This window comes from Burkholderia sp. HAN2018, assembly GCF_024704855.1.
GTDB lineage: Bacteria > Pseudomonadota > Gammaproteobacteria > Burkholderiales > Burkholderiaceae > Burkholderia > Burkholderia cepacia.
Genome location: NZ_QOBB01000013.1, coordinates 1 through 17,302, shown reverse-complemented (window position 1 = coordinate 17,302; position 17,302 = coordinate 1). Strand labels below are relative to the sequence as shown.

The 17,302-nt window shown below is 67.6% G+C and carries 14 protein-coding genes; 7 read left to right on the top strand and 7 right to left on the bottom strand.

Annotation, left to right across the window (positions count from 1 at the left end; translation table 11 throughout):
* Positions 1–337: 337 nt before the first annotated feature.
* The 3 genes from DPV74_RS05010 to DPV74_RS05000 all read right to left on the bottom strand — a co-directional run bounded on the left by DPV74_RS05010 (position 338) and on the right by DPV74_RS05000 (position 3,308).
* Positions 338–1,903, bottom strand: a complete 1,566-nt coding sequence (locus tag DPV74_RS05010) for a methyl-accepting chemotaxis protein (protein ID WP_060085908.1) — start codon at positions 1,901–1,903, stop codon at positions 338–340.
* Positions 1,904–2,204: 301 nt separating this feature from the next.
* Positions 2,205–2,615, bottom strand: coding sequence for a VOC family protein (locus DPV74_RS05005; RefSeq protein WP_119336666.1), 411 nt, complete (start codon positions 2,613–2,615; stop codon positions 2,205–2,207).
* A 150-nt stretch (positions 2,616–2,765) separates the two neighbouring features.
* Complete coding sequence (locus DPV74_RS05000) at positions 2,766–3,308, bottom strand: ATP-binding protein (RefSeq protein WP_119336665.1); 543 nt, start codon at positions 3,306–3,308, stop codon at positions 2,766–2,768.
* Between the two features lie 238 nt (positions 3,309–3,546).
* On the opposite strand from DPV74_RS05000, the gene DPV74_RS04995 reads away from it, so the two are divergent.
* Positions 3,547–4,524, top strand: coding sequence for a PDZ domain-containing protein (locus DPV74_RS04995; protein WP_119336664.1), 978 nt, complete (start codon positions 3,547–3,549; stop codon positions 4,522–4,524).
* Between the two features lie 58 nt (positions 4,525–4,582).
* On the opposite strand, the gene DPV74_RS04990 is transcribed toward DPV74_RS04995, so the two are convergent.
* Entirely contained in the window at positions 4,583–5,284 is a 702-nt protein-coding gene (locus DPV74_RS04990; RefSeq protein WP_027792093.1) for a TetR/AcrR family transcriptional regulator, read from the bottom strand.
* 52 nt (positions 5,285–5,336) lie between these two features.
* Here DPV74_RS04990 and shc point away from each other — a divergent pair, with 52 nt between their 5' ends.
* Positions 5,337–7,373: a squalene--hopene cyclase gene (shc, locus tag DPV74_RS04985; protein ID WP_119336663.1), complete on the top strand. Its 2,037-nt coding sequence runs from the start codon at positions 5,337–5,339 to the stop codon at positions 7,371–7,373.
* A 22-nt stretch (positions 7,374–7,395) separates the two neighbouring features.
* On the opposite strand, the gene DPV74_RS04980 is transcribed toward shc, so the two are convergent.
* The gene (locus tag DPV74_RS04980) at positions 7,396–8,415 is read right to left on the bottom strand and encodes an aldo/keto reductase (RefSeq protein WP_119336662.1); all 1,020 of its coding nucleotides are present in this window, start codon (positions 8,413–8,415) and stop codon (positions 7,396–7,398) included.
* A 101-nt stretch (positions 8,416–8,516) separates the two neighbouring features.
* Here DPV74_RS04980 and DPV74_RS04975 point away from each other — a divergent pair, with 101 nt between their 5' ends.
* Entirely contained in the window at positions 8,517–9,428 is a 912-nt protein-coding gene (locus DPV74_RS04975) for a LysR family transcriptional regulator (RefSeq protein ID WP_021160208.1), read from the top strand.
* 178 nt (positions 9,429–9,606) lie between these two features.
* Here DPV74_RS04975 and DPV74_RS04970 read toward each other — a convergent pair whose 3' ends face one another.
* Together DPV74_RS04970 and DPV74_RS04965 are read right to left on the bottom strand one after the other, a co-directional pair.
* A complete protein-coding gene (locus DPV74_RS04970; RefSeq protein WP_119336661.1) occupies positions 9,607–10,023 on the bottom strand; it encodes an SRPBCC family protein in 417 nt (138 codons plus the stop codon).
* 29 nt (positions 10,024–10,052) lie between these two features.
* On the bottom strand, positions 10,053–11,072 hold the full coding sequence (locus DPV74_RS04965) for an aldo/keto reductase (protein ID WP_119336660.1): 1,020 nt from the start codon (positions 11,070–11,072) through the stop codon (positions 10,053–10,055).
* Between the two features lie 321 nt (positions 11,073–11,393).
* Between DPV74_RS04965 and DPV74_RS04960 the strand changes: the two genes are divergently transcribed.
* The 4 genes from DPV74_RS04960 to DPV74_RS04945 form a co-directional block, all read left to right on the top strand.
* Complete coding sequence (locus DPV74_RS04960; protein ID WP_175810758.1) at positions 11,394–11,738, top strand: DUF4148 domain-containing protein; 345 nt, start codon at positions 11,394–11,396, stop codon at positions 11,736–11,738.
* A 294-nt stretch (positions 11,739–12,032) separates the two neighbouring features.
* The gene (locus DPV74_RS04955) at positions 12,033–13,232 is read left to right on the top strand and encodes an efflux RND transporter periplasmic adaptor subunit (RefSeq protein ID WP_119336659.1); all 1,200 of its coding nucleotides are present in this window, start codon (positions 12,033–12,035) and stop codon (positions 13,230–13,232) included.
* Positions 13,229–16,420: an efflux RND transporter permease subunit gene (locus DPV74_RS04950; RefSeq protein WP_119336658.1), complete on the top strand. Its 3,192-nt coding sequence runs from the start codon at positions 13,229–13,231 to the stop codon at positions 16,418–16,420. The genes DPV74_RS04955 and DPV74_RS04950 overlap by 4 nt, the downstream gene beginning before the upstream one ends.
* A partial coding sequence (locus DPV74_RS04945) for a TolC family protein (RefSeq protein ID WP_162922950.1) occupies positions 16,417–17,302 on the top strand: 886 nt, incomplete at its 3' end. The genes DPV74_RS04950 and DPV74_RS04945, both read left to right, overlap by 4 nt.

The window sequence follows — 17,302 nt, the reverse complement described above, 5'->3', positions numbered from 1 at the left end:
ACCCCCGCGTTCAGGAACGCGTCGGCAGTTATGCACCGTCCTCCGACTTATCCACAATTTCCGTGCATAACCCTGTGGAGAACCTGGCGGCAATCGCGCTGCCGCCCTTGCCGACAGGCGTCGCCGCGCCGCCGTCGCCGCGTCGCGGGCACTGAACGCGAACGGCGTCGCATCGGGTTCGACGCTCGCCCGGATCCGGTTCCTCATCGTGCCGGCGCATCGGTTGCGTCAATATCGGCGATCAGGATGTCCGCACCAGAAGTGTGCTGCTTCGACGACGTCCGCACCGTGTCGTGCCGCGAGCGCGGCACGGCGATCCGGTGCCCGCCTCGATGCATCACGCAAGCGCGTCGTCACGCAGACGGAACTGCGCGACCGCCGCGCTCAGCCGCGCGCCTTGTTCGTCGAGCGACAGCGCGGCGGCCGCGGCCTCCTCGACCAGCGCGGCATTGCGCTGCATCGCCTGCTCCATCTGGATGACCGCGGCGTTCACCTGCTCGATGCCCGACGATTGCTCTTCGAACGCGTGGCTGGTGTCGCTCATGATCGTGTTGACGCGCTCGACCGCGGCGACGAGCTCGGCCATCGCCGAGCCGGCCAGGGCGACGAGACCGCTGCCGTCCTCGACGCGCTGCGCGGAATGGCCGATCAGCTCGCGGATTTCCTTCGCCGCCGACGCGCAGCGCTGCGCGAGCCCGCGCACCTCGGTCGCGACGACCGCGAAGCCGCGCCCCTGCTCTCCCGCGCGCGCGGCTTCGACGGCGGCGTTCAATGCGAGGATGTTGGTCTGGAACGCGATGCTCTCGATCACGCCGACGATCCCGGAGATCTTCGCGGAACTGTGCGAAATCGCCGACATCGTCTCGACGACGCGCTGCATCGCGTCGCCGCCGCGCGACGCGATGCCTGCCGCGCCCTCGACGTAGGTGCGGGCATCGCGCGCGTTGTCCGCGTTCTGGCGCACGGCCGCCGTCAACTGCTCGACGCTCGCCGCCGCCTGCTGCAGCGAAACGGCCTGCTGCTCGGTACGCGCCGACAAGTCGACGTTGCCGCTCGCGATCGTGCGGACGTCGCCGACGATCGTCTCCGTACTCGTGCGCACCTGGTTCACGGTGTCGACGAGGCCGTCCTGCATCCGCTTCAGCGCATGCAGCAGATACGCCATCTCGTTCTCGCCGGGCACGACGACCGTGCCGGTCAGGTCGCCCTTCGAGATCTTTTCGAACTGGCCGACCGCGAGCCTGATCGGCTCGATGATCGCCTTCGCGAGCACGCGCTGCGCCACGAAGCCGACGACGAGCGCGAGCACCGCGACCGCGACCATCCCCCACACGATCCTGTGGAAAAGGACACCGGCCGCCTCGTAGCGCGCCTTTTCACGCGCGACCTGGAACGATTCGAGCGCATCGATCGCCTCCTGGTACGCGGTGAACAGGGCGGGCGGCGCGGTGCGTTGTGTGTCGAGGAAGCCGAACGCGTCGTCGCCGTCGAGTTGCGCGAGCGCCTTCAGAAAGACGCCGTCGAGCAGGGCACGACGGCGATTCTGCAGCGTGTCGAACAGCGCCTGTTCGTCGGCGTTGCGCGCGTGCAGGCGCGCGTAGGCCTCCAGTTCGTCGTTGCTCTGCTTGAGGAGCGCGTGGACTTTCGCGACCTCTTCCTTCGCCGACCGACCGGCGCTGATGACCTGCGCGACGTCGCTCATCCGTTCGCGCAGCACGAGCATGCGCTCGGAGCTGGTCTTCAGGTGCAGCAGCGACGCGGTGTCGTCGCGGTACATCGCCTCGAGCGAACCGTTGCCCATATAGAGGGCCGCGATGCATGCGCCGACCACCAGCACGAGCAGCACGGTATAGCCCGCGATGGTCGCGACGAGGCCACCACGGATAGTGAGTTGTTTTCGCATGACGTTCCCTTGCACCGGCCGGGCGCGGCCAGCGGCGGATGTGGATTCCGGATCACGAAAGACGCGCGCCGTGTCGCAACACGCGGCGCATGGGCTGCGAACGGGTTAACGGCGGGTGGAACCGGGAGGTTTTATCCGCACGCGACGCGAATCTTGACGATTGCGACAAAGGAAGCAGAAAGGTGCGCTCGACTCGTGCGCCAAGCAGTACCAACGATTGCGTGGGTCACTTTCCGCGAGCGTCGGGCGGAACACGAGGAACGCGAGGCACGCGAATCGCTCGACGCGTCCCGACAGGTATCTAACCACCGCCGGCCAGCCGTGAACGAATCTCGTCAACCGGGAGATCGCGCTGATGTGTGGCGATCTGCCATGTATTTCCCCAGCGGTCTTTCACCATTGCCCGCCTGTCGCCATACGGCATGTCGGCCGGCGCTTCGAGCGGGACCGCGTGTGCCGCGAGCGCCCGCCGATAGGTCAGGTCGGCATCCTCGACATAGACGTACAGAAACGCGGGCATCGGATCGCGCAGGCCGTCTTCGCCGCTGACCATCACGACGGAATCGCCGATCCGGATTTCCGCGGGCAACCCGGGTCGAAACGCGCCCTGGGCGTGAAACACCGATCGCATGAATTCGATCAGGTGTTCCGGATCCGGCACCACGATGCGGGGCGTGACGGTATGCCATCCGTCGGGCTGAAATCGGGCCATGTCGGGCAGCCTCCGAAGAGATTTCCGCGGGTATTCTCCTCCGGCTCCGGCGCGCTGCAAAGGGCATGCCGCCGCCGGCCGGAACGCCCTGGGTTCAATCGACGATGAGCGGTTTCGCGCCCGTCCGGGCGGACGATCGACGGGCCTCCTCTACGAACCCGGCCTGACGACGCCGGCTTCGTCATAAGCGACGATGTTCAACCCTTCCGACGCCGCCGGCGCGACGAAGTACCGCGTCATCCTGTCGAACTCGGCGTCCGATGCCTGGAACGGATGGTCGCCTCGCGCGTTGCGTGCGCGCAGCCGCGCCTTGCAAACGGCATCGCTGACGTCGACGTAATGCAGCCGATGGCCGCAGCCGGCGGCCTGCGAAACGGCGAGCCCCCATGCGCGCGCGGCGACGGTATTGAACGGCACATCCAGCACCACCGACACGCCGGCCTGCAGCACCGCGCGGGCCTGATCCGCAATCACGTTGCCGACGCGCCGTGCACACCGGACGTAGTCGTCGATCGACAGGATCTCGTCCGGATAAAGATGCGCGAGCCACGCGTCTTCGCTGATCGCAACGACCGGCCCGGCGCTCGCGAGCCGCGCGACGAGCGTCGATTTTCCGGAAGCGATCTTGCCGCATACCATGTGGAGCAACACGGCATCGTCCGATGCCGTCGCGTGAAGTGACTTCGTCTGCATTTCCAGGTTCTCCGTCGAATGCCCGGAAAGCAAAAACCCGCCTTCCAGGCGGGTTGTGACGATATCCATTCAGTCGATCGCTACCCCGCCGGCAATATCGCGGCGCGAATAATCGAACGGATTGGCGAATGGGTCATGCGCGTCAGAATAACCAGCGGCCCGATTGCGGGCAAGCGAGTTGGAAACGGCATACTTCAACCCGCAGGCTTGAAACTGATACCCTTGCCGGAAAACAGATATGGAGTTCCGTGGCGGCCCGCGCCACGTCCATTCAGATAACAGAAAACCAAAGAGAGGGCATTCCGAAATGAAACGTGGTTTTGTATTTGCCGGCCTGCTGGCAATGTCGTTATTCGCCGCGCAGGCGGCACGGGCGCAGGAAAAGGCCGCGCCGCCTGTTTATACGTGGCTGTCCGAGCGTTTCCCGGATTACACCCGCTACGATTCCCCGGTATTGACCATCAGCGATTCGGGTTTATCGGCCGACCAGGGCATCGTCGACGCGCAACTGACGCTGGTCCAGTCTCCGCAAGGCGTCGATTCCGTACTGGGGCTGGCCGTCGCCTTCCATACGAAGCAGAAGTGGAATTTCAATACCGTGCGCGACTACGGGAAATTCGGCACCCGCTACCGGCAGCCGGACCTCCCCGTCGTGATTCCGACGCTGAACGGCGGTGGCTACAACGACACCGGATACTGGAACACGGCAGCCGATGGCGGCAAGACCTGGCCCGTCAACGGCGGCATCTTCATCCTGCTGGACCGCCTCAACCTGAAGACCTACGAGATCAGCGGGACCGACCTCGTGCTCAGCCTCTCGGACTACGACGCGGCCGACAAGGTCTTCAGGATCCGGATTCCGGCCGCGTACCTGTCGCGCTTTCTTGCCAGCATTCCGAACGACCGCCGTCTGGTGCCGGAAGAGTTGAGAGGCCGCCCGATGGGCTTCGGCGTGCATTTCGTCGACCTCGACGAGCGGGTACAGTCGGGCATGAAGCTCCCCGGCGGCGCGCTGCAGATCCTCGGTGTGCTGCCCGGCACCGTCGCCGATCGCGCCGGCCTGAAGAACTACGACGTGCTGATCCGGTTCGGCGATCGCCCGCTCAAGAAGATGGCCGACCTGGCCGACGCCGTGCATGCGACCGCCAAGGGCACGGTGGTGCCGCTGACCGTCTGGCGCGATGCCAGGGCGGTCACGCTGCAGGCGCAGTTCTGATCGCGCCGCCGGGCCGGTGCGCGAACGCGGCCTGACGCCGCAGCGCATGCGTCACGCGTCACGCGGCCCCGTCGCGCCCCTTCGGAAACGCGCCATGGCTCATCGCGTCGAGTTGCCGCTCGATCTCCGCGCGCAATTCGGCGGAGATCTCGACGCTGTCGAGCAACTGCGAAATCCATAGCCCGTCGGCGGCGAGCCGGCAGATCATCAGCGTCGCGGCCTGCTCGAGCGGCACCGGGTCGGGGCGCGTCCATTCCCGCATCGGCACCGACCATCGTTCGCGCGTGTCCTGGTCGGTAATCATCGACGCGACAAGTACGCGCAGCACATCGGTACTCGCGACCGGCTGCGACTCGTCGAGCACCGCGTGCATGTAGGCCCGCGCCGCCGCACCGGCGCCACCGGCATCCGCCGCCACCCGCTCGGCCATCTGCGCGGCGAACCGCCCGGTCGCCTGACCGAACAGCGCATCCAGCAGCCCCTGCTTGTTCGCGAAGTGATACTGCAACGCGCCCTTCGTCACGCCGGCGCGCTCGGCCACCGCATCGAGCGTCAATGCGGCCACGCCGTGATGTGTCGCGATTTCCGATGCGGCCGCCAGCAGCTGCGCGCGCACCTGGTCCGGAGCTTTTTTCCGACGCACGCCGGCGGTGGCGACGGCCGGCGCCGACGATGCTTCAGGCGCCCGCGCACCGGCCACGGCAGCCGGTTCGACAGGCTCGGCCACATCGTGCGGCGCGGGTTCGAGGTGCTTTTTCATGATGCGGATGTTAGCACCGGGCGTCTCGATATAAACATTCCGGCTGGATGGTATGATCCGCCGCATGACTCGATCCACCCCCTCCCCCTGGTCCGCGCTCGACACCGCCATCGCCCGTGGACGCGACGCCCTCGTGCGTCTCCAGCAGCCCGACGGCAGCTGGTGTTTCGAACTCGAATCCGACGCGACGATCACCGCGGAATACATCCTGATGATGCATTTCATGGACAAGATCGACGACCTCCGCCAGGAGCGGATGGCGCGCTACCTGCGCGCGAACCAGCGGCTCGACACGCACGGCGGCTGGGCACTGTACGTCGACGGCGATCCGGACGTGTCGTGCAGCGTGAAGGCGTACTTCGCGCTGAAGGCGGCCGGCGACAGCGAGCACGCGCCGCACATGGTCCGCGCGCGCGACGCGATCCTGAAGCTCGGCGGCGCGGCACGCTCGAACGTGTTCACGCGCATCCTGCTCGCGACGTTCGGCCAGGTGCCGTGGCGCGCGGCGCCGTTCATGCCGATCGAATTCGTGCTGTTCCCGAAGTGGGTGCCGATCTCGATGTACAAGGTCGCGTACTGGGCGCGCACGACGATGGTGCCGCTGCTCGTGCTGTGCTCGCTGAAGGCGCGCGCCCGCAATCCGCGCAACGTCTCGATCCGCGAGCTGTTCGTCACGCCGCCGGATGAAGAACGCCGGTACTTCCCGCCGGCGCGCGGCATGCGCAAGCTGTTCCTCGCGCTCGACCGCACGGTGCGTCATGTCGAGCCGCTGATGCCGAAGGGCCTGCGGCAGCGCGCAATCCGCCACGCCGAAGCGTGGTGCGCGGAGCGCATGAACGGCGAGGACGGGCTCGGCGGGATCTTCCCGCCGATCGTGTACAGCTATCAGATGATGCAAGTGCTCGGCTACCCGGACGATCATCCGCTGCGGCGCGATTGCGAGAACGCGCTGGAAAAGCTGCTGGTCACGCGGCCGGACGGCAGCATGTATTGCCAGCCGTGCCTGTCGCCGGTGTGGGATACCGCGTGGAGCACGATGGCGCTCGAGCAGGCGCGCGGCGTGGCGGTGCCGGAAGACGGCGAGCCGGACGACGCGCGGCGCGCACTCGACGCACGCATCGCGCGCGCGTACGACTGGCTGGCCGAACGCCAGGTGAACGACCTGCGCGGCGACTGGATCGAGAACGCGCCGGCCGAGGTCCAGCCGGGCGGATGGGCGTTCCAGTACGCGAACCCGTACTACCCCGACATCGACGACACCGCGGTCGTCACCGCGATGCTCGATCGCCGCGGCCGCACGCATCGCAACGCGGACGGCACGAATCCGTATGCAACGCGCGTCGCGCGCGCGCTCGACTGGATGCGCGGGCTGCAATCGCGCAACGGCGGTTTCGCGGCGTTCGACGCCGACTGCGACCGCATGTACCTGAACGCGATCCCGTTCGCCGATCACGGCGCCCTGCTCGATCCGCCGACCGAGGACGTGTCGGGCCGCGTGCTGCTGTGCTTCGGCGTGACGAAACGCGCGGACGAACGCGCGTCGCTCGCGCGCTGCATCGAATACGTGAAGCGCACGCAGCAGCCCGACGGCAGCTGGTGGGGCCGCTGGGGCACGAACTACATCTACGGTACGTGGAGCGTGCTGGCCGGCCTCGCGCTCGCCGGCGAGGACAAGTCGCAGCCGTATATCGCACGCGCGATCGAATGGCTGCGTTCACGGCAGCATGCGGATGGCGGCTGGGGCGAGACGAACGACAGCTACATCGACCCGAAGCTGGGCGGCACCAATGGCGGCGAGAGCACGTCGAACTTCACCGCGTGGGCGCTGCTCGCGCAGATGGCGTTCGGCGACTGCGAATCCGATTCGGTGAAGCGCGGCATCGCGTATCTGCAGTCGGTGCAGCAGGAAGACGGTTTCTGGTGGCATCGCTCCCACAATGCGCCGGGCTTCCCGCGCATCTTCTACCTGAAGTATCACGGCTATACCGCGTACTTCCCGCTGTGGGCGCTCGCGCGTTACCGGCGGCTGGCGGGCGCGGCGGCGGCAGCGCCCGCGACAGTCGATGCGGCCGACACGGCCGTCGCCTGAACGATCGCGCGCCGCCCGGCGCTCAGCGATCGATCGGCAGCGGCGCATCGGCCGCGACGAGCTGCTGCTCGCGCATCTCGCGCCAGAAATCGGCGGGGATATCGAACGTCAGTGCCGCTGAATCTTCCGCGATCCGCTCGGGCCGGCTCGCGCCCGGAATCACCGCGGCCGTCGCCGGATGCGCGAGCACGAACTGCAGCGCGGCCGCCTTGACCGGCACGTCGTAGCGCACCGCGATCGCGCGGATGCGCTCGACCTTCGCAACGATGTCGGGCGGCGCCTTCCGGTATTCGAAGTGCGCGCCGCCGACGAGCACCCCCGAGCTGTACGGGCCGCCGACGACGATCCCGACGTTGCGGGCCGCAGCCGCCGGCATCACGCGCTGCAGCGCGCGTTCGTGATCGAGCAGCGTGTAGCGGCCGGCCAGCAGCATGCCGTCCGGTTGCGGTTCGGCCAGATCCAGCACCAGTTCGATCGGCTCGACGCGGTTCACGCCGAGGCCCCATGCCTTGATCACGCCTTCTTCGCGCAGCTTGCTCAGCACGCGGTACGCGCCCTTGCGCGCGGCCTCGAACTGCGCGAGCCATTCGTCGCCATGGATGTCCTGCGCGATGTCGTGCACCCAGACGATGTCGAGGCGGTCAGTGCGCAGGCGCTTCAGGCTGTCCTCGATCGAGCGCAGCGTCGCGTCGGCCGAGTAGTCGCTCACCAGCCGGTTCGCGCGGCCATGCGCGAAGATCCCGCTCTTTTCGCCGTAGTCGCGCGTCTTCGCGTATTCCATTTCGTCGAGCACGATTCGGCCGACCTTCGTGCTGATGACGTAGTCGTCACGGCGATGGCCGGCGAGCGCGTCGCCGAGGCGTGATTCGGCCAGGCCGGCGCCGTACGACGGCGCGGTATCGAAGTAGCGGATACCGCGCGCCCACGCGGCTTCGACGGTGGCGATCGCTTCTTCGTCGGGAATGTCGCGGAACATGTTGCCGAGCGGCGCCGCGCCGAAACCGAGCCGGTTGTCGGCCGGCAGCGTGTCTTTGAGACTCATCAGTTGCTCCGGGTCTGACAGGAAAGTGAACCCAGTCTAGGTTGCACACATAAGTCTGTCCAAGACATAATTCGTCGAACTTGAGTCCCCGAAGGTCTTATATGCTCGACATCCGCCAGCTTCAGTATTTCATCGCGGTCGCGGAAGAGGAACACGTCGGCCGTGCGGCCGAACGCCTGCACATTTCGCAATCGCCGCTCAGCCGCCAGATCGCGCAGCTCGAGGAAAAGCTCGGGCTGACGCTGTTCGAACGCAGCCAGCAGCGCATTCGTCTGACGCGTGACGGCCGCACGTTCCTCAGCGAAACGCACGCGTTCCTGCGTCACGCGAACCGCCTCGAATCGCTCGCGCGCCGGCTCGGCCGCGGCGACGAAGGCGGCCTGTGCATCGGCTACCTCGAAACGGCCACGCACTCGGGCGTGCTGCCGCGCGCGCTGAAGACGCTGCGTGCCGATCGCCCGTCCGTTCACATCGCTCTGTATAACTATCAATCCGCCGCGCAGCTCGAAGGCTTGCGCGAACGCAGCCTCGACATCGCGCTTGTCACCGAGCCGCCTGCACCCGACGATCCCGAACTCGATTCGATGCGGGTGCTGAACGATCCGATGCTGCTCGCGATGCCCGACGGGCACCCGCTCGCGAAGAAGAAGACGCTCGTCGCCGACGATCTCGCCGCGCAGGCGTGGATCGGCGTGACGCAGCACGAAAGCGCGCCGCGTCACGGCGCGTTCGTCGCGGCGTGCGCGAAAGCCGGCTTTTCGCCGGACATTTCGGTGGAAGCGACCGAGCCGCTCGCGGCGCTCGGCCTCGTCGCCGCCGGGCTCGGCGTAACGATGATCCAGCAGAGCCTGCGTCACCAGGTGCCGGAAGGCGTCGTGCTGCGCGAGCTGCCGTGGTTCAGTTACCGCACGCCGCTGTGGGCCGCGTGGCACAAGGTCAACCTGCGGCCGCTGGTCGGCATCTTCCGCGAAATCCTGACCGGCGAAGAGGTCGTCGCGGTGGCCGGAAAGTAACGCTGCGGATGGCCGGGGGGCCTGCACATCGGTGCGGTCGCGCATGCGAAGCAAACATGCCAACGCCTTCGGCACGAGCCTGAACCCGCGACGAAGGCGCTGACGGAGCCCGATATCGCCGGGCTCCTGCTCACGCGATGCGATGCAATGCGATGCGATGCGTCGAGTCGCGCTGCCGTCAGGCCGCCGCGAACCGCTTCGCCAGTTCCGCGAGGCCCTCTTCGTAGATCCCGCGGAACAGCTTGACGGTGTCGTCGTCGGTCGCGCCGTGCGGCGTGAACGTGCCCGACCATTCGACGGTCGACGCGTTCGGGCCGTTTTCGCGCACACGCAGCGTCGAGCGATAGTTCACGACCGGAAACGGCGCTTCGAGGATCGCGTACGTGTAGCTGCGTTGCGCTTCGTCGAACGCGACCAGCCGCTCGACGATCGCCTCGCCGGCCGGGTTCGCGAGACGCCGCACGCGCCCGCCTTCGCGCAGCTCGCTGGCCGGAATGTACGACAGCCAGTCGGGCAGCGACCCGAAGCCGCCGATCAGTTGCCAGACCGTCCCGGCCGAAGCCGGGAGTTCGATGCTTGTATTGGCCTGTGCCATGCCATCACCTTTCAGGATTGACGTCAGGATCAACGACCGGCCGGCAGCGGCGCGTTGGCCGCAATCAAACCTTGTTCACGCATTTCGCGCCAGAAGTCGGCCGGGATCACCACGTTCAGCGCTGCCTGGTCTTCCGCGATCCGCTCCGGGCGGCTCGCGCCCGGAATCACCGCGACGGTGGCCGGATGCGACATCGAGAACTGCAGTGCGGCGGCCTTGATCGGCACGTCGTAGCGCATGGCGATCGCCTTGATCCGCTCGACCTTCGCGAGAATGTCCGGCGAAGCCTTCTGGTATTCGAAATGCGTGCCGCCCGCGAGCACGCCCGAGCTGTACGGGCCGCCGACGACGATCCCGACGTTCTGCGCGGCAGCCGCCGGCATCACGCGCTGCAGCGCGCGCTCGTGGTCGAGCAGCGTGTAGCGGCCGGCCAGCAGCATGCCGTCCGGTTGCGGTTCGGCGAGGTCCAGCACCAGTTCGATCGGCTCGACGCGGTTCACGCCGAGACCCCATGCCTTGATCACGCCTTCTTCGCGCAGCTTGCTCAGCACGCGGAACGCGCCCTTGCGCGCGACCTCGAACTGCGCGAGCCATTCGTCGCCGTAGAAGTCCTGCGCGATGTCGTGCACCCAGACGATGTCGAGGCGGTCGGTGCGCAGGCGCTTCAGGCTGTCCTCGATCGAGCGCAGCGTCGCGTCGGCCGTGTAGTCGTTGACGATGCGGTTCGGCCGGCCGTGTTCGAACAGGCCGCCCTTTTCGCCGAGATCGCGCGCCGACACGTCTTCGATTTCGTCGAGGATCACGCGGCCGACCTTGGTGCTCAGGACATATTCGTCGCGCGGGTGGTTCGCCAGCGCATCGCCGAGGCGGATTTCCGCCAGGCCCGCGCCATAGAACGGAGCCGAATCGAAATAACGGATGCCGTGTTGCCATGCCGCTTCGACGGTGGCCGCGGCTTCCGCGTCGGGGATGTTGCGGAACATGTTGCCGAGCGGCGCAGTACCGAAACCAAGGATCTTGTTACCGGGCAGCTTGTCTTTGAGACTCATGATTTTCTCCAGGGAATGAGGGAAAGCGGGTTCAGTCTAGGTACGTCGGTTAAGTCTGTCCAAGACGGAATTCGACACACTTGAGTCCCCGGAGGTCTGAATGGCCGTTTCAAGGCCTGCCTCGATGCCCCGCCCCGACACCCCGTTCCGGCAGGACGCCCGACCGGCAAGGGTTTCGACCGAATCCACACCCGATTCGTGATTCCAGATCAAAAATCATTTGGGCCGGCAGCCGTTTTTCCCGGGCGCCGCGATACCTATATTGGCTGCACTCGCAACGACATCGACGTGGTTGCGGTTCACTCGACCCGACAGGTATCCATGATGAAAACGCTGATTTCTTCCACGCTTGCCGCACTGATCCTTTCCGCACCGGCGCTGTCGTTCGCGCAGCAGGCCGACCATCAACTGACCCGCGCCGAAGTGAAGGCCGAAATGGCGCGTCTCGCGGCCGTCGGCTACACCCCGGCGCTGGACCACAACCAGTATCCGGTCGCGATCCTCGCCGCCGAAAAACGCGTGCGTGAAAACGCCGTCGCACAAAACGCGCCGGGCACCGCACCGGCCGCCGCGACGTCCGGTTACGGCAGCGAAGCCCGCACCGCCGGCGAATCCGGCCGCGTGACGACGATCAACGGCCGCGACTCGATCTATCGCGGTCATTGAGCCGCGCCGACGCGCAAGCGCGCCCGCCTCCCGATACGCGCCACCGCTCGCCCCGCCCTTCCGCATGGCCGGCCCGAATCGCCTGAACAGGCATTCGGGCCGCGCGTCGTCGCTTCACTCCTCGCCCTCGCGCTGCCCCGTCAAACCGGCTCGCACGCCGTCACCGCACGCAGCGATTCGTGACTGCGCAGTACAAGTTCTTATGCCGCTTCATCCGTTTATCCGCCGCGCGCCGCGCCGGATACTGCGCACCATCCGGCGCCAGGCGCCCCACTCGATATTTCGCACACACGTATGAATCGATATCCAGGATTGAAGCGCATCGCGCGACCGGCCGTGCTGGCCGCCATTCCACTGGCCGCGCTCGTCGCGTTGTCCGGCTGCCGGTCGGACGACAAGGCGCCGGCCGCGACGCCGAGCGTGATCGTCAGCGCGCCCGTCGCGCGCGACGTCAACGACGTCGACGTCTATACGGGCCGCTTCGAAGCGGTCGACACCGTCGACGTGCGCCCGCGCGTGAGCGGTTATCTCGACAAGGTCGCGTTCCAGGACGGCGCGACCGTCCGCAAGGGCGACCTGCTGTTCGTCATCGACCCGCGCCCATATCAAGCGGCCGTCACGGCCGCGCAAGGCACGCTCGAACGCGCGCAGTCGCAACTGAAGCTGAGCCGGCAGGATTTCGAACGCGCCAGCATCCTGATCAGGACCGACACGATCGCGCAGAGCCTCTACGACCAGCGCAGGCAGGCCGTGCAAAGTGCGCAGGCCGAGGTGACGAGCGCGCAAGGTGCGCTCGAACGCGCGCGGCTCGACCTGTCGTTCACGCGCATCGTCGCGCCGATGTCCGGCCGCATCAGCCGCAAGCGCGTCAGCGAGGGCAACCTCGTGAAAGGCGGCGATAGCGACGCGACCGTGCTGACGACGATCGTGTCGCAGGACCCGATCGACATCTACTTCGATGTCGACGAGGCAAGCTACCTGCGCTATACGCGCGAGGCGCAAAAAAGCGGCGGCAGCGCGTCGTCGCGGCAGGTCGCGATCGCGCTGCCGGGCGATGCGCAGCCGTCGCTGACGGGCACGATGGATTTCGTCGACAACCGCCTCGACGACTCGACCGGCACGCTGCGGCAACGCGCGCGCGTCGCGAATCCGGACCGGCGCCTGAGCCCCGGCCAATTCGGCCGCGTCTATCTGTCGAGCCGCGTCGCGCATCACGCGCTGCTCGTGCCGGATGCGGCCGTCGCGACCGATGCGACGCGCCGCGTGCTGTATTTCGTCGACGCGAACGGCACCGTCGCGATTCGCCCCGTGACGCCCGGCCGCCTGTACGGCAACCTCCGCGAAATCGACGCGGGGCTGAACGCGGGCGACCGCGTGATCGTCGACGGCTTCCAGCGCGTGCAGGCCGGCGACAAGGTCAAGGCCGTGCCGCGCGCGATCAAAGCCGCCACGTTGGCCCGCGCGGCGAGCGGCACGACCGGGAGCGCGCAATGAACCTCGGCCGTCTGTCCGTCCAGCAACCGGTGCTCGCGATCGTCCTGTCCATCGTGCTGACCATCGCCGGTGCGCTGGCCTATTTCTCGCTCGCGGTGTCCGAGTATCCGGACATCGCGCCGCCGACCGTCGTGATCCAGGCGACCTATCCGGGCGCGTCCGCGGAAACGGTGTCGCAAACCGTGTCGACGCCGATCGAACTCGAAGTGAACGGCGTGGAAGACATGCTGTACATGTACAGCCAGGCGACGTCCGACGGCAGCCTGAACATCACCGTGACGTTCAAGCCCGGCACCGACGTCGACAAGGCGCAGGTGCTCGTGCAGAACCGCGTCGCGCTCGCGACGCCGCGCCTGCCGGAGCCCGTGCAGCGCAGCGGCGTATCGGTGCGCAAGTCGTCGCCGACGCAGCTCGGCACGATCTTCCTGTACTCGCCGGACCAGCGCTACGATCCGCTGTACGTGTCGAACTACGCGATCCGCAACGTCGCGGACGTGCTGAAGCGGATCGAGGGCGTCGGCGACATCAACCCGCTCGGCACGCGCGAATACTCGATGCGCATCTGGCTCGATCCCGAGCGCGTCGCGTCGTTCGGCCTGAGCCCCGGCGACCTGATCGCCGCGGTGCGGGCGCAGAACACGCAGCTCGCGGGCGGCGTGGTCGCGCAGGCGCCGATCACGAACCAGGCGTTCCAGCCGAACCTGATCTTCGAAGGGCGGCTCAAGCGCCCCGAGGATTTCAGCGACATCGTCGTCAAGCAAGGCAAGGACGGGCGGCTCGTGCGGCTGAAGGATGTCGCGCGCGTCGAGGTCGGCGCACTCGCGTATGCGACCGACAGCTACATGCTGCGCCACCCGACGATCGCGTTGCAGGTGCTGCAGCAGCCCGGCGCGAACGCGGTCGCGACGATGGATGCGGTCGAGAAGAAGATGGCCGAACTGGCCAGGGACTTCCCGAAAGGCATCGTCTACAACATCGGCTACAACCCGACCGCCTTCATCGGCGACAGCATCCACGAACTCGTCAAGACCATCTACGAAGCCGTCGTGCTCGTCGTGTTCGTCGTGCTGCTGTTCCTGCAGGGCTGGCGGCCGTCGATCATCCCGATCCTGTCGATTCCGGTGTCGCTCGTCGGCACGTTCGCGGCGATGGCCGCGCTCGGCTACTCGATCAACAACCTGACGCTGTTCGGCCTCGTGCTCGCGGTGGGGATCGTCGTCGACAACGCGATCGTCGTGGTCGAAAACGTCGAGCGGCACCTGTCGGCCGGCGCCGGGCCGCGCGACGCGACGCTGCTGACGATGAAGGAGGTCGGCGGCGCGCTGTTCGCGATCACGCTCGTGCTGTGCGCGGTGTTCGTGCCGACCTCGTTCATTCCGGGCATCTCGGGCCAGTTCTTCCGCCAGTTCGGCGTGACGATCGCCGTGTCGACCGCGATCTCGTTCTTCACGTCGGTGACGCTCGCGCCCGCACTCTCCGCGATGATGCTGAAAGCGCACGCCCGCGATCACGACGTGCCCGCTCCGGCATCGCGCATGGCCGCGCCGTTCGCGCCGGCGATACGCGTCGCGCGGCGCTTCTCGAACGCGTTCAACCGCGTGTTCCAGCGCCTGTCCGATGCGTATGGCCGGCTCGTCAGGAAGGTCGTGCGGATCATCCCGGCGATGGGCGTGCTGTACGTGGTGCTGATCGCCGCGACCGGCTACCTGCTCGTGTCGAGCCCGAAGGGCTTCATTCCCGCGCAGGACCGCGGCTACCTCGTCGTGCTCGTGCGGATGCCCGACGGCGCGACGCTCGAACGCACGAGCGCCGTCGCACGCAAGATCGAGGACATCGCGCTGTCGGTGCCCGGTGTCGCACGCGTGCCGGTGTTCTCCGGCGTGAACGCGGCGACCGGCACGAACTCGGCGAACAGCGCCGGCCTGTTCCCGGTGTTCCAGCCCTGGCCCGAACGCAAGGTGCGCGGCCTGACGATCGACACGATTGCCGCCGAGATGCGCAAGCGGCTCGCGGCCGTCACCGAGGCGTCGATCGTCGTCGCAATGCCGCCGCCGGTGCAGGGCCTCGGCAGCACGGGCGGTTTCGCGATGCGGCTCGAAGACCGCAACGGCCTCGGCACCGCCGCGCTCGCGAAGGCGACGCAGGATCTGGTGGCGGCCGCGAACCGCACGCCCGGCATGGTCGGCGTCTATACGCCCTACTCCGCGACGAGCCCGCAGGTGCACGTCGAGCTCGACCGCGAGAAGGCCGAGATGCTCGGCGTGCCGAGCCAGGCCATCAACGACGCGGTCGAGACGTATTTCGGCTCGACCTACATCAACGACTTCAACATCGTCGGGCGCACCTATCGCGTGACCGCGCAGGCCGACCTGCCGTTCCGCGTCGGCGCTTCCGATCTCGCGCGGCTGAAGGTGCGCAACCGCGACGGCGAGATGGTGCCGATCGGCAGCGTCACGCGCATCGACGACACGCTCGGCGTCGATCGCGCGCCGCGCTACAACCTGTATCCGGCCACCGAGATCAACGGCGATACGGCACCGGGCCTCGGTTCCGGCTTCGCGATCAAGACGATGGAATCGCTCGCGAAACAGGTGCTGCCGCCCGGCATTTCGTTCGAATGGACCGATCTGTCGTATCAGCAGACCACGGCCGGCAACACGGGGCTGCTCGTGTTCCCGCTGTGCGTGCTGCTCGTCTACCTGGTGCTCGCCGCGCAGTACGGCAGCTGGAGCCTGCCCGTGTCGATCCTGCTGATCGTGCCGATGTGCCTGCTCGCCGCATCGCTCGGCGTGCGCGCGCTCGGCCAGGACGTGAACATCCTCACGCAGATCGGCTTCATCGTGCTGGTCGGGCTGGCCGCGAAGAACGCGATCCTGATCGTCGAGGTCGCGCGGCAGTTGGAGGCCGACGGCACCGAACTCGTCGAGGCCGTCGTCGAAGCCTGCGTGCAGCGGCTGCGCCCGATCGTGATGACGTCGCTCGCGTTCATTCTCGGCGTGCTGCCGCTCGTGATCTCCGACGGCGCCGGCGCGGAAATGCGCCAGGCGGTCGGCGCGGCCGTGTTCTTCGGGATGATCGGCGTGACGTTCTTCGGGCTGCTGTTTACGCCCGTGTTCTATGTGATGGTTCGCCGGCTCGCGTTGCGCAAGGCCGCTGTCGCGACCGTCGCGACGGAGGTGGTGCAATGAAGTTCGTTCGACTCGTGGCCGCGCTGTCCGCGGCGGCCGTCCTGACCGCGTGCACGAGCGCGCCGGTCGCCACCGTCACGCCGCCGCCGCTGGCCGCGACCTATGCGAACGCGGATCTCGCGGCCGGCGGCCCGGCCGCCGATACCGGCGCGTGGTGGCACGCTTTCCACGACCCGATCCTCGACCGGCTGGTCGACACGGCGCTCGCGAACAACCTCGACCTGCAGGCTGCCGTCGCACGCATCGACGCGGCGCGCGCGGTGCGGATCGGCGCGGCGTCGCAGTGGTTCCCTTCGGTCGACCTGAACGCGGGCGCCGGCCGCCAGCGGCTCTCCGCCTCGCAGGCATTCCCGACCGATACGCCGACGACCGGCAACGCGTTCGACCTGAATGCGAGCCTCGCGTGGGAAATCGACATCTTCGGGCGCATCCGCCAGGGCGTGTCGGCCGCCGACGCGGATATCGCGTCCGCGCAGAACGATGCGGCGGCCGTGCGGATCGCGACGATCGACGAAACCGTGCGCACCTACGTGACGGTGCGCGGGCTCGAGCAGCGGCTCGCGCTGGTCGAGGCCAACGCGTTGAGCCAGCGCAGCACCGAGGAATCGACGCGGCGCCTGTTCGACGCGGGCGTCGTGCCGGTGGCCGACGTGGATCGCGCCGCCGCGCAGACGGAAACGACGCTGGCCGAACTGCCCGCGCTGCAACTTCAGCGGCAGGCCGCGATCCACCGGCTGTCGATCATCACCGCGTCCACGCCGCAGGCCATCTACGCGCGCGTCGATCCGCCCGCGCCGGAACCGGTGTGGACGGCCGCCGCACCGGGCGTCGGCACGCCTGCCGACTTGCTGCGCCGCCGGCCCGACGTGCGCGCGGCCGAGG